The organism is Caballeronia novacaledonica (assembly GCF_900258035.1).
GTDB classification, from domain to species: domain Bacteria; phylum Pseudomonadota; class Gammaproteobacteria; order Burkholderiales; family Burkholderiaceae; genus Caballeronia; species Caballeronia novacaledonica.
The window spans coordinates 1-11,930 of the sequence record NZ_OGTP01000034.1 but is presented as its reverse complement, the minus strand read 5'-3'; the positions used below and the strand labels follow the sequence as shown (position 1 = coordinate 11,930).

Genomic DNA, 11,930 nt, shown 5'->3' with positions numbered 1-11,930 from the left:
CATCATGCAGATCGGCATCGTGGGACTGGGGCGCATGGGCGGCAACATCGGGCGGCGGCTGATGCGCGCCGGGCATACGTGCGTCGCGTACGATCACAATCCGCAAGCGACCGAAGCGCTCGCGAACGAAGGCGCGACGGGCGCGAAGGATCTGGGCGATCTCGTCGCGAAGCTGGCCGCGCCGCGCGTCGTCTGGCTGATGCTGCCGGCGGGAAAGATCACCGAAGACACGCTCGACGATCTGCGCGAGATCCTCGGCGCGGACGACGTGATCATCGACGGCGGCAACAGCTTCTACAAGGACGATATCCGCCGCGCCGGGCAATTGCGCGAGCAGGGCATCCATTACGTCGATGTCGGCACGTCGGGCGGCATCTGGGGACTGGAGCGCGGCTACTGCATGATGATCGGCGGCGACGAGGCGGTCGTGCGCCGGCTCGATCCGATTCTCGCGACGCTCGCGCCGGGACGCGGCGACATTCCGCAGACGCCCGGCCGCGAGGGGCGCGATCCGCGCGTCGAGAATGGCTACATGCATTGCGGGCCGGTCGGCTCGGGGCACTTCGTGAAGATGGTGCACAACGGCATCGAGTATGGATTGATGCAGGCGTATGCCGAGGGCTTCCACATTCTCAGGCACAAGGAGTCGAAGGATCTCGCGGAAGGCGAGCGCTATACGCTCGATCTCGCCGATATCGCCGAAGTGTGGCGGCGGGGCAGCGTGGTGTCGTCGTGGCTACTGGATTTGACCGCGGGCGCGCTCGCCAGCGACGGCACGCTCGAACGCTTCTCGACGGAAGTCGCGGACAGCGGCGAAGGGCGCTGGACCATCGAGGCGGCGATCGAGGAAGCGGTGCCCGCGCAAGTGCTGTCGGCGGCGCTTTACACGCGCTTCAAATCGCGCGACGCCGAGTCGTTCCCCGAGCGCATGCTGTCAGCGATGCGCTTCGGCTTCGGCGGGCACCACGAGTTTCCCGTGAAGTAGCCTTGTTTCGTCGACGATGTGAATGCGGCGATGGACTTCAGCGGTCCATCGCCGTTTTTCATTTCATCATGCGCCGACGGAAAAGCCACGCGCACAGGAAGAAAGGCACCACCGCATACGCGGCCAGCACGATCACATGCAGCGCGGCGCCGTCGAACGGGCGGCCGAGCATTGCCGGGCGAATCAGCTCGACCGCATGGAAAAGCGGCAGAACCTGCGTGACGTGCCGCGCGATCGCGGGCAGTTGCGCAATCGGAAAGAACACGCCGGAAAGCAGGAGCATCGGCGTGAGCGCGAGCGTCTGATAGAACATGAAGAAGTCGTAGCTCGGCGCGAGCGCCGTGATCACCATCGCGGTGCTGGCGAACGCGAGTCCCGTGAGCACGATGACGGGCAGCGCGATCAGCATCGACGGAAAGTTCGCGTAGCCGAGCGCGCCCGCGACGATCATGATCGCCGCGCCCGACAGCACCGACTTGCTCGCGGACCATACGATCTCGCCGAGCACGATGTCGCCGAGCGTGAGCGGCGTATGCATGATCGCTTCCCACGTGCGCTGCACGTGCATGCGCGAAAAGCCCGAGTACATCGCCTCGAAGCTCGCGGACATCATCACGCTCGACGCCGCCGTGCCCGCCGCGAGAAACGCGATGTACGACACGCCGTCGACATGGCCGACCATCAGGCCCAGACCGAGGCCGAGACCGAAGAGATAGATCATCGGATCGGCGAGGTTGCCGATCATCGAGGCGATCGCGAGCTTTTTCCAGACGAGGTAGTTGCGACGCCACACCGACATCCAGTGCGTGGCGTTGGCGGGCAGCGCGCTGGACAGCGGCGTGAAGCTTTCCGCGTGCTTCGGCTCGCGTTTTCTTCCGATGCGAGTGCGTTCGAGCGTATCCATGATTCAGTCCACCATCTCACGTCCCGTGAGACGCAGGAAAACATCTTCGAGATTCGCCGGACGATGCAGATAGCGCACGTCCGCGCGGCCTTTCACGCGCGCATGAACGGGCTGCGGATCGTCGACGTAGCAAAAGAGCGTTTCGCCGCTCACTTCCATGCGCTCGACGAACGGCGCCAGTTCCGCTGCGAGCGCTTGCGGATCGGGTCCGTAGATCTCGATCACATCCGAGCCGATCACCGATTCGATGAGATCGCGCGGCCGTCCCTCGGCAATCTTGCGGCCTTCCTCGATCACGCAAAGACGATCGCACAGGCGCTCGGCTTCTTCCATGAAATGCGTCGTCAGCAGGAGGGTCTTGCCGCGCGCGAGCAGCGAGCGCAGGCGCTCCCAGATCAGATGCCGCGCTTGCGGATCGAGGCCGGTGGTCGGTTCGTCCATCACGAGGACATCTGGATCGTTGACGAGCGCGCGCGCGAGCGTGAGACGCCGCTTCATGCCGCCCGAGAGTTCGCCGACGCGCGCATCGGCCTTGCTCTCCAGACGCGCGAATTCCAGCAGCGAAGGGACGAGCGCGTCCATGCGCGCGCCGGTCAGACCGAAGTAGCGGCCGAAGACGGTGAGGTTTTCGCGCACCGTGAAATCGGGATCGAGGTTGTCGAACTGCGGCACGACGCCCACGCGTTCGCGCGCGAACCGGGCGCGCGCGGGCACCGGCTCGCCGACGAGGCGGATCGCGCCGCTATCGGGCGAGGTGATGCCGAGCAGCATCTTGAGCGTGGTCGTCTTGCCCGCGCCGTTCGGGCCGAGCAAACCGAAGCATTCGCCGGGACGCACATCGAACGACAGGCCATCCACGACGATACGCTCACCGTAGTGCTTCCTTACTTCGCTGAACTCGATGGCCGGCGCGCCGTGTTCATCGGACTCGTGTGGAGTGCTTTCGTGAAATGTTTGATCAGTCATGCATTCGCGCCGCAGGAAAAGCCGCATGGGGAAATCCAGCGGGCTAGTGTAATCCATTGCACCAGCGCGATGCGTGGCGTGCAACCGCATGCGGCGAGCGCGTGTCAAACCTGTGCGGCGCGCGTCGGACCGGTTTCGGCCGAAAGTGCCAGAGGCTTGTCCGTCGGCGGATCCGGAGTTCTGGCACGGTGCGAGCTAGCATGTTCGCGCCGGTAAGCGTTTTCCAGCGTTGTCACCCATGTGACGACACACGATGATGAAGCAACGCCGCAAGTGAATCGCGCTTCCGGTCGCATCGAGCGGGCGCGAAGGGCACGTTGGCCAGGGAGGTCGAGATGGAAAGCTACCGAAAAATCCTGCTCTGCTATGACGGCTCCAGAGAGGGGCGCAAGGCATTGCGGCAAGGCGCGAATCTCGCGCTGGACCTGAATGCCGAAACGCACGTCCTCGCGGTCGTGGACATGCGCTCGAGCATCGCGCAGAGCGCCGGACTGCTAACCGATATGGCCTGCGGACGTTTCGAAGACGCCGCCCGTGACATTCTTCAGGAAGGCGTCGACTGGCTGCGCGAACGGGGCCTTCCGGCGCAGGGGCACTTCGCGTTCGGACATCCGATCGACGAGATCGCCGCGCTCGCGGAAAGCCTTCAGGTCGATCTCGTCGTGGTCGGGCATCGCTGCCGCAACGGTCTCGCGCGCTGGTGGATGGGCGCGGGCAATACGCCGCTGCTCGATCGCGTGAAGTGCAGCATTCTCGTTGCCGTGTGTCAGGCGGGCGAGTCGGCGGAAGCGGAAGACGAAGCGGCTTACGCGGCGAAACCGGTGAAGGCCGAAGCGGGCGCGTGACGCGTCAGCCGTTGAGATCGACCGCGACGAGCTTCCATGACACGAGCCCGTAGCGGTGGAAGATCGCCGAATAACGTGCGTCTCCGGCGCCGTGCTGATACGTGACGACAAACGTATTCAGGCTGCGATAACCGGCGCTGGCCTGCGGCGGCTCCTTCGGCGCGTGCTGCGCCGTGGCGACGCCGGAAGACGCTGCATTCGACGGCGCTGCCTGCGGCGGTTGCTCACCCGGCTCGCCGCGCGGCGGAATGCCGTTCAGAATGGCCGCGACGCCGTCCGGTGTCGCATACGAATCCACCAGAGGACCGACGAGCGCCGCGCCGATCATCGCCCCGATGATCGCGAGCGGATTGCCGCTCTTTTGAATATCGACGCGGCGCGTGAGCAGCGCGCCGACCTGTTCCTTGAGGCTTGCGCGCAGCGCGGGAAAATCGACGTACTGATTGACGGTCTGCGCGTCGCGCGCATCGGCTGCGCGCTTTACGCGATTCAGCGCGATGTAAGGTGACGCGTAGATAAAAGCGAGCGCCGCGACAAGAATCAAAACGGCGAACGCGGAAACGACGGAGCGGGTAGTGCGGGACATGCGACGGCAAAGCCTCTTAGCAAAAACGCGACTCCGGGATTGACCGCGCCGGCACGCGATAAATCCCGCGAAATCACGTTCGGCGCGGTGAGCCTCGATTTCAGGCGAGGATGCCGCCGGCGAGCCCCGCGTTTTCCTCCGCGATGCAACGGTCGATCATGCGCGACACTTCGTCGATCTTGCCCACCAGAATCACGCGCGACTGTCCGCGATAGACGCGCACCGGCGCCCGCTGTTCCGGCTCCGCATGCACTGTGCTACTCAGCGAAACGCGCGCGAAAGCCGGCTGGCGGGACGGCAGCGCGGGCATTTCGTCGAAGAGATCGGGAGCGGCTTCGGCTTGCGGCGTGCCGCACGCGATCAGCGCACGCAGATGGCGCAGACGGCCGAATTGACGGAAGGGCAGCAGACGGGCAAAACGTTCCATGATGACTCTCCAGACGATAGGACGCACCGCGGCGCACCGCGCGCGGCGGCCGTCATGCTTGTTGTGTTTGAGACGCCTCGACTGGGCGTTGAAGCGTTTGGTGAGGCTATCTTGCGATGTCAACGGGACATTTCTTGTCCCGTTCATGTCTCTTTATGAAAGTGAGCGAGCGATCTGCACGCAACTTTCGCTTCCCGCCCGCGCCGAGCGGAGACCTCAGAACTCGCCCGAACGGATCAGCCCGACCGCGATGCCTTCCAGCGCGAAATCACCGCTGCCCGAGCGCACGAAAATATTCTCGTAGTCCGGATTCTCGGCGATCAACTCGACGCCGTCAGAGCGGCGTTTCCAGCGCTTGACCGTGACGTCGTCGCCCAGACGCGCGACGACGATCTGTCCGTCTTTCGCCTCGTTGCGTTTCTGCACGGCGAGCAGGTCGCCGTCGAGGATGCCGGCGTCGCGCATCGACAGGCCGCGCACTTTCAGCAGATAGTCCGGCTTGCTGGAGAAGAGCGCGGGATCGCATGCGTAAGTTTGCGAGATGTGTTCCTGCGCGAGGATCGGGCTGCCTGCCGCGACACGCCCGACAAGCGGCAGCGACAGTTGCATGATGCTCTGATGCGGCAACGTGAACTGATGCGGCATCTCCTCCGAACGATCGATGCGCGATGCGTCGCCCAGCAGCCGGATACCACGCGACGAACCCGCCGCCAGTTCGATCACGCCCTTGCGCGCCAGCGCCCGCAAGTGCTCCTCGGCCGAATTCGCCGAACTGAAGCCGAGCTCCGCCGCGATCTCGGCGCGCGTCGGCGGAAAGCCCGTGCGGTCGATCGCGCGCCGGATCAGTTCGAATACCTGCTGCTGCCGCGCGGTAAGTTTGGATGTCTTGGTCACTGGCTCGAGCCCCTGGTGCACTGTATGGATGGACAGGTGACTGTATTTTTATACAGTATTTCCAGCTTTTCAAGCTTTACTTTAAGTTCGCCCGCGTCCGGCTTCCGAACGCTCGATCCGCTCCCATACGCGCTTCTTCCATCCAGGAATATCGTTCTTAGCAGTTTTACGTATAAAAAAGTGAATAACGATTATTTCTAATCATATAGACGCGTCGATAGACTGATTCCGTCCATTCGATAAGACGGAGAACGGGGAATGCAAAGCATCGGCACGGGATTGCGACGATTTCTGGCGGCGGCGACGTTGAGCGCGGCGGGATTGATCATGACGGCGCCAGCGACGGCGCAGACGTCGTTTCTGAACGTCTCCTACGACCCGACCCGCGAGTTGTATCAGGACTTCAATCAGGCGTTCGCGAAGAAGTGGAAGGCCGAGACGGGCGAAACGGTGACGTTCAAGCAGTCGCACGGCGGCTCGGGCGGACAGGCGCGCGCGGTGCTGGACGGCCTGCAGGCCGATGTCGTCACGCTCGCGCTCGCTTACGACATCGATGCGCTCGCCTCCAAAGGACTCGTCGGCGCGGACTGGCAGAAACGGCTGCCGGACAACGCGTCGCCGTACACATCGACGATCGTGTTCCTGGTGCGCAAGGGCAATCCGAAACACATCAAGGACTGGGACGATCTGACCAAGCCAGGCGTGTCGATCGTCACACCCAATCCCAAGACCTCGGGCGGCGCGCGCTGGAACTATCTCGCGGCGTGGGCGTATGCGCAGCACAAGCCGGGCGGCAACGAGCAGACGGCCAAGGACTTCGTGACGAAGCTGTACAAGAACGCCGGCGTGCTCGATTCCGGCGCGCGAGGCGCGACGACGAGCTTCGTGCAGCGCGGGCAGGGCGACGTGCTGATCGCGTGGGAGAACGAGGCGTTCTTGTCGCTGAAAGAGTTTGGGCCGGAGAAGTTCGAGATCGTCGTGCCGTCGGTGAGCATTCTCGCGGAGCCGCCGGTCGCGGTAGTGGACAAGGTCGTCGACAAGCACGGCACGCGCAAGCTCGCCGACGCCTATCTCAAGTATCTGTATAGCGACGAAGGACAACAGATCGCCGCGCGCAACTTTTATCGGCCGCGTTCGGACAAGGTGCCCGCCGAACTCACGAAGCAGTTTCCGAAGCTGAAGCTCTACACCATCGACGACACGTTCGGCGGCTGGACCAAGGCGCAGAAGACGCATTTCGCGGACGGCGGCGTGTTCGATTCGATCTATCAGCCGCAATAGGCGACGAAGCGGGCGACGCGGCGCGTCCATGACGCCGCGCGCCCGAAGCAGCGACGCGCTGACCCCGGCGCACAAAAGGATCAATCAAGGATGACGACCCTCACATTCAGGAAGCCGAGCGCGCTTCCCGGCTTCGGCCTGACGCTCGGCATCACGGTGGCCTATCTGAGCCTCGTGGTGCTGATTCCGCTCGCCGCCACCTTCGCGAAAACCGCGACGCTCGACTGGGCGCAGTTCGTGCGCGCGGTCACGTCGCCGCGCGTGCTCGCGTCATATCGGCTCACGTTTTGCGCGGCGCTCGGCGGCGCGCTCATCAACGCGGCGTTCGGCTTTCTCGTCGCGTGGGTGCTCGTGCGCTACACGTTTCCGTTCAAGCGTATCGTCGATGCGATCGTCGATTTGCCGTTCGCGCTGCCGACGTCCGTCGCGGGCATCTCGCTCGCCGCGGTCTATGCGGGCAACGGCTGGATCGGGCAATTTCTCGCGCCGCTCGGCATCAAGGTCGCATTCACGCCGCTCGGCGTGCTGGTCGCGCTGACGTTCATCGGCTTGCCCTTCGTCGTGCGCACGGTGCAGCCGGTGCTCGAAGAGTTCGAGCGCGAGCAGGAAGAAGCCGCCGCGTGTCTCGGCGCGACGCGCTGGCTGACGTTTCGCCGCGTCGTGCTGCCTTCGGTGTTTCCCGCGCTTCTGACCGGCTTCGCGCTCGCGTTCGCGCGTGCGCTCGGCGAATACGGCTCGGTGATCTTCATCGCGGGCAATGTGCCGATGAAATCCGAGATCACGTCGCTGCTCATCATCACGAAGCTCGAACAGTACGACTATGCCGGCGCGACCGCGCTGGCCGTCGTGATGCTGTGCGTGTCGTTCCTGATGCTGCTCTTCATCAATACGCTGCAATGGTTCCTGCAGCGGCGCACGAGCAGGACGGGCGCGTTGCCCGCGAACGTCGCGCTGGCGGCGGGAGAGACGGCATGAGCAAGGTTCTTCCCCTCGACGTACCCGCCGCGCGCGACGCAAAAAAGCTCAATCCCGTGACCGAGCCGCGCGCCGTGCGCTGGCTGCTGACGGGCATCGCGCTCGTGTTTCTCGCGCTCTTTCTCGTCGTGCCGCTCGTGGCCGTGTTCGTGCAGGCCTTCGCGAAGGGTATCGGCTATTACTTCGAGTCGCTGAAGGATCCGGACGCGTGGTCCGCGATCAAGCTCACGCTGATCACCGCCGCGATCGCCGTGCCGTTGAACGTGGTGTTCGGACTGGCGGCGTCGTGGGCGATCGCGAAGTTCGAGTTTCGCGGCAAGGCGCTCCTGACCACGCTCATCGACTTGCCGTTCTCGGTTTCGCCGGTGATTTCCGGACTCATCTACGTGCTGATTTTCGGCGCGCAAGGCTGGTTCGGCCCGTGGCTCGCCGCGCACGACGTGCAGATCATCTTCGCGGTGCCGGGCATCGTGCTCGCGACGATCTTCGTGACGTTCCCGTTCGTCGCACGCGAACTGATTCCGTTGATGCAGGCGCAAGGCAACGACGAAGAAGAAGCCGCGCACGTGCTCGGCGCCTCGGGCTGGCAGATCTTCAGGCGCGTGACGCTGCCCAACGTGAAGTGGGGCCTGCTCTACGGCGTGATTCTCTGCAACGCCCGCGCGATGGGCGAGTTCGGCGCGGTGTCGGTGGTATCGGGCCATATCCGCGGCCAGACCGACACGATGCCGCTGCACGTCGAAATTCTCTACAACGAATACAACTTCTCGGCCGCGTTCGCGGTGGCGTCGCTGCTTGCGCTGCTCGCGCTCGTGACGCTCGCGCTCAAGCTCATCGCGGAGCGGCGCATGTCGCAAGCCGTCACCGAAGCCCGGACATCCGCACAGCATTGAAGAGGCCGACAACATCATGAGCATCATCGTTCGCAATCTGCAAAAACGCTTCGGCGATTTCACCGCGCTCGACAACGTCACGCTCGATTTTCCGGCGGGCGAACTGGTCGCGCTGCTCGGACCCTCGGGCTGCGGCAAGACCACGTTGTTGCGCGTCATCGCCGGCCTCGAATTCGCCGATGCGGGACAAGTCGTGCTGCACGGCGAGGACGTCGCGGCGGTCGGCGCGCGTGAGCGGCAGGTCGGCTTCGTGTTCCAGCATTACGCGCTCTTCAGGCACATGACGGTGTTCGAGAACGTCGCGTTCGGCCTGCGCGTGAAGCCGCGCCGCGAGCGTCCGGGCGAAGCCGCGATCCGCGAGAAAGTGCACGAACTGCTGAAGCTCGTGCAGCTCGACTGGCTCGCCGAACGTTTTCCGTCGGAGTTGTCGGGCGGGCAGCGGCAGCGCATCGCGCTGGCTCGCGCGCTGGCCGTCGAACCGAAAGTGCTGTTGCTCGACGAGCCGTTCGGCGCGCTCGACGCCAAAGTGCGCAAGGAACTGCGTAGCTGGTTGCGCCGCCTGCACGACGATCTGCATATCTCGACGCTCTTCGTCACGCACGATCAGGAAGAAGCGCTCGAAGTGGCGGACCGCATCGTCGTGATGAATCACGGGCGCGTCGAGCAGGTGGGCAGTCCGCAAGACGTGTACGATCATCCGCAGACGTCGTTCGTGTACGAGTTTCTCGGCGCGGCGAACCGGCTGCAGGGCAACGTCGATGCGAACGGCTTCGTCGCCGATGGCGCCGCGAGCCCGATCGCGGCCCAGGCGCATTTCAGCGGCCGCGCGCTCGCGTACGTGCGGCCGCACGATCTCGCGCTGTATCCCGCCGATGGCGCGCATCGCGATGGCATCGTGGTCGGCGTGCGGCGCGTCGTGACGCTGGGCGGCTCGGTGCGCGTCGAGCTCGAAGGCAGCGCGGGCAACGTGATCGAGGCGGAGCTGGATCGCGAGGCATGGCGCGCGCTCAAGCTCGATATCGGCGACGGCGTGACGGCCGTGCCGCGCGCCTTGCGAGTTTTTCCCGCGCAGTGACACCATCATAAGAACAGAGGGGCGGACATGAATTTCCAGCAATTGCGCTTCGTGCGTGAGGCCGTGCGTCAGAACATGAATCTGACGGAGGTCGCGAACGTGCTCTACACGTCGCAGTCGGGCGTGTCGAAACAGATCAAGGATCTGGAGGACGAACTCGGCGTCGATATCTTCATTCGCCGCGGCAAGCGTCTGACGGGTCTCACCGAGCCCGGCAAGGAAGTGCATCAACTGATCGAGCGCATGTTGCTCGACGCGGAGAATCTGCGGCGCGTCGCGCGCCAGTTCGCGGATCAGGACAACGGCCACCTCGTCGTCGCGACGACTCACACGCAGGCGCGTTACGCGTTGCCGAAGGTCATCCGTCAGTTTACCGAAGTATTTCCTAAGGTTCATCTCGCGCTGCGTCAGGGCAGTCCGCAGCAGATCGCGCAGATGATCATCAATGGCGAAGCGGATATCGGCATTTCGACCGAGGCGCTCGACCGTTATCCGGACATCGTCACGTTTCCGTGCTATTCGTGGCATCACACGGTCGTCGTGCCGAAGGATCATCCGCTCGTCGGGAGCGAGAACATCACGCTCGAGCAGATCGCCGAATATCCGATCGTCACCTACGACCAGGACTTCACCGGCCGCTCGCACGTGGATCAGGCGTTTGCGAGCGCGGGCGCGATTCCCGATATCGTGCTGACCGCGATCGACGCGGACGTCATCAAGACATATGTCGAGCTTGGCATGGGCATCGGCATCGTCGCGGCGATGGCCTACGACGCGAAGCGCGACACCGAGCTCGTCGCGCTCGATACGCAGCATCTGTTCGAGGCCAGCACGACGCGCGTCGGCCTGAGAAAGGGTGCGTTTTTGCGGGCGTACGCGTATCGATTGATCGAGATGTTCGCGCCTCAACTCGAGGAAGCGCAGATCGCGGCGCAGTTGCGCGAAACGGCGTGATTTACAATCGCCGGCATGAATACATCCTCACTCCCTCGCATCGCCGTGCTGGCAACGGGCGGCACCATCGCCGGGTCCGCTGGCGATGCATCGAAGACGGCGGGCTACAAGGCGGGCGTCGTCGGTGTCGACAAATTGCTCGAAGCCGTGCCGGCGCTCGGTGCGGTCGCGCGCATTCATGCCGAGCAGATCGCGAGCATCGACAGCAAGGACATGAGCGCCGCGCTGTGGACCACGCTCGCATCGCGCATCAATGAACTGCTCGCGCAGGACGATATCGATGGCGTCGTGATCACGCACGGCACCGATACGCTCGAAGAAACTGCGTACCTGCTGCATCTCACGGTCAAGAGCGCGAAGCCTGTGGTGCTGACGGCGGCGATGCGTCCGTCGACCGCGCTGTCCGCCGATGGCCCGCTCAATTTGCTAAACGCGGTGACGGTCGCGGCGTCGAAGGACGCGGCGGGCAAGGGCGTGCTTGTCGCGTTCAACAACCAGATCCACAGTGCGCGCGATGTCACCAAGACGAGCACGTACGCCGTCGATGCGTTCCGCTCGCCCGAGACCGGGGCGCTCGGCTTCGTGCAGGACGGGCGCGTCGAGTTTCAGCGTACCGTCGTGCGGCCGCACACGGCGTCGAGCGAGTTCTCCGTGGCCGATCAATGGCCGATGGTCGAGATCGTCGCGAGTTACGCGGATGCATCGCGCGTGATGGTCGATGCGCTCGTCGCGGCGGGTGTGCGTGGGATTGTCGTCGCGGGAACGGGCAATGGCTCGATGCACGCGACGATTACGCAGGCGCTTGTCGATGCGGTTAAGCAAGGTGTCGCGGTGGTGCGCGCTTCGCGCGTGGGGGCGGGGCATGTGATGCGCAACGGCGCCGCGGATGACGATGCGCTGGGTAGCGTCAGCGCGGGGACGCTCAATCCCTACAAGGCTCGGGTGTTGTTGATGCTCGCGTTGGGGGCGCAGGTGGACGACCTGCAGCGTGTTTTCGATATGTATTGAGGCCGGTGCTTTTTGTCGCCGGATCCCGTTTTCGTATTGGTTTATTGGCGTTGCCCCTGTGCGGGGCGGCAGTCACTTTCTTTGCTGCTGCAAAGAAAGTAACCAAAGAAAGCAGCGGCGGATTCAACCGGTCGATG

Annotated in this window: 13 protein-coding genes; 8 read left to right on the top strand and 5 right to left on the bottom strand. The window is 64.1% G+C overall.

What is annotated here, in order from left to right:
- Positions 1-4 precede the first annotated feature (4 nt).
- Positions 5-985, top strand: coding sequence for a phosphogluconate dehydrogenase (NAD(+)-dependent, decarboxylating) (gnd, locus tag NOV72_RS29445; protein WP_106858047.1), 981 nt, complete (start codon positions 5-7; stop codon positions 983-985).
- Positions 986-1,043: 58 nt separating this feature from the next.
- On the opposite strand, the gene NOV72_RS29440 is transcribed toward gnd, so the two are convergent.
- The gene (locus NOV72_RS29440) at positions 1,044-1,889 is read right to left on the bottom strand and encodes an ABC transporter permease (protein ID WP_281261826.1); all 846 of its coding nucleotides are present in this window, start codon (positions 1,887-1,889) and stop codon (positions 1,044-1,046) included.
- Between the two features lie 3 nt (positions 1,890-1,892).
- Complete coding sequence (gene nodI, locus NOV72_RS29435; RefSeq protein WP_181291189.1) at positions 1,893-2,855, bottom strand: nodulation factor ABC transporter ATP-binding protein NodI; 963 nt, start codon at positions 2,853-2,855, stop codon at positions 1,893-1,895.
- Between the two features lie 335 nt (positions 2,856-3,190).
- On the opposite strand from nodI, the gene NOV72_RS29430 reads away from it, so the two are divergent.
- On the top strand, positions 3,191-3,700 hold the full coding sequence (locus NOV72_RS29430; protein ID WP_106858046.1) for a universal stress protein: 510 nt from the start codon (positions 3,191-3,193) through the stop codon (positions 3,698-3,700).
- Between the two features lie 4 nt (positions 3,701-3,704).
- Here the strand turns inward: NOV72_RS29430 and NOV72_RS29425 are convergent, their stop codons facing one another.
- From NOV72_RS29425 to lexA, 3 genes are all read right to left on the bottom strand, one after another.
- Entirely contained in the window at positions 3,705-4,286 is a 582-nt protein-coding gene (locus NOV72_RS29425) for a DUF2939 domain-containing protein (protein WP_106858045.1), read from the bottom strand.
- A gap of 100 nt (positions 4,287-4,386) precedes the next feature.
- A complete protein-coding gene (locus tag NOV72_RS29420) occupies positions 4,387-4,713 on the bottom strand; it encodes a hypothetical protein (RefSeq protein ID WP_106858044.1) in 327 nt (108 codons plus the stop codon).
- A gap of 216 nt (positions 4,714-4,929) precedes the next feature.
- A complete protein-coding gene (gene lexA, locus NOV72_RS29415; protein ID WP_106858043.1) occupies positions 4,930-5,607 on the bottom strand; it encodes a transcriptional repressor LexA in 678 nt (225 codons plus the stop codon).
- Positions 5,608-5,865: 258 nt separating this feature from the next.
- Here lexA and NOV72_RS29410 point away from each other — a divergent pair, with 258 nt between their 5' ends.
- From NOV72_RS29410 to NOV72_RS29385, 6 genes are all read left to right on the top strand, one after another.
- The gene (locus NOV72_RS29410; RefSeq protein WP_106858042.1) at positions 5,866-6,888 is read left to right on the top strand and encodes a sulfate ABC transporter substrate-binding protein; all 1,023 of its coding nucleotides are present in this window, start codon (positions 5,866-5,868) and stop codon (positions 6,886-6,888) included.
- A gap of 90 nt (positions 6,889-6,978) precedes the next feature.
- A complete protein-coding gene (gene cysT / locus NOV72_RS29405) occupies positions 6,979-7,863 on the top strand; it encodes a sulfate ABC transporter permease subunit CysT (RefSeq protein WP_106858041.1) in 885 nt (294 codons plus the stop codon).
- Positions 7,860-8,756 (top strand): sulfate ABC transporter permease subunit CysW, encoded by an 897-nt coding sequence (cysW, locus tag NOV72_RS29400; protein ID WP_106858040.1) that lies wholly within the window; start codon positions 7,860-7,862, stop codon positions 8,754-8,756. Before cysT ends, cysW begins: the two co-directional genes overlap by 4 nt.
- A gap of 16 nt (positions 8,757-8,772) precedes the next feature.
- Positions 8,773-9,831 (top strand): sulfate/molybdate ABC transporter ATP-binding protein, encoded by a 1,059-nt coding sequence (locus NOV72_RS29395; RefSeq protein WP_106858039.1) that lies wholly within the window; start codon positions 8,773-8,775, stop codon positions 9,829-9,831.
- A gap of 27 nt (positions 9,832-9,858) precedes the next feature.
- A complete protein-coding gene (locus NOV72_RS29390) occupies positions 9,859-10,785 on the top strand; it encodes a CysB family HTH-type transcriptional regulator (RefSeq protein ID WP_106858038.1) in 927 nt (308 codons plus the stop codon).
- 15 nt (positions 10,786-10,800) lie between these two features.
- Complete coding sequence (locus NOV72_RS29385; protein ID WP_106858037.1) at positions 10,801-11,793, top strand: asparaginase; 993 nt, start codon at positions 10,801-10,803, stop codon at positions 11,791-11,793.
- The last annotated feature ends 137 nt before the right edge of the window (positions 11,794-11,930 follow it).

Bases quoted from the DNA above. Each gene is read 5' to 3' on its own strand.
- cysT (WP_106858041.1), top strand. From the start codon at position 6,979: ATGACGACCCTCACATTCAGGAAGCCGAGCGCGCTTCCCGGCTTCGGC.
- nodI (WP_181291189.1), bottom strand. From the start codon at position 2,855: ATGACTGATCAAACATTTCACGAAAGCACTCCACACGAGTCCGATGAA.
- NOV72_RS29385 (WP_106858037.1), top strand. From the start codon at position 10,801: ATGAATACATCCTCACTCCCTCGCATCGCCGTGCTGGCAACGGGCGGC.
- NOV72_RS29390 (WP_106858038.1), top strand. From the start codon at position 9,859: ATGAATTTCCAGCAATTGCGCTTCGTGCGTGAGGCCGTGCGTCAGAAC.
- NOV72_RS29395 (WP_106858039.1), top strand. From the start codon at position 8,773: ATGAGCATCATCGTTCGCAATCTGCAAAAACGCTTCGGCGATTTCACC.
- NOV72_RS29420 (WP_106858044.1), bottom strand. From the start codon at position 4,713: ATGGAACGTTTTGCCCGTCTGCTGCCCTTCCGTCAATTCGGCCGTCTG.
- NOV72_RS29440 (WP_281261826.1), bottom strand. From the start codon at position 1,889: ATGGATACGCTCGAACGCACTCGCATCGGAAGAAAACGCGAGCCGAAG.
- NOV72_RS29410 (WP_106858042.1), top strand. From the start codon at position 5,866: ATGCAAAGCATCGGCACGGGATTGCGACGATTTCTGGCGGCGGCGACG.
- NOV72_RS29425 (WP_106858045.1), bottom strand. From the start codon at position 4,286: ATGTCCCGCACTACCCGCTCCGTCGTTTCCGCGTTCGCCGTTTTGATT.
- NOV72_RS29430 (WP_106858046.1), top strand. From the start codon at position 3,191: ATGGAAAGCTACCGAAAAATCCTGCTCTGCTATGACGGCTCCAGAGAG.
- gnd (WP_106858047.1), top strand. From the start codon at position 5: ATGCAGATCGGCATCGTGGGACTGGGGCGCATGGGCGGCAACATCGGG.
- cysW (WP_106858040.1), top strand. From the start codon at position 7,860: ATGAGCAAGGTTCTTCCCCTCGACGTACCCGCCGCGCGCGACGCAAAA.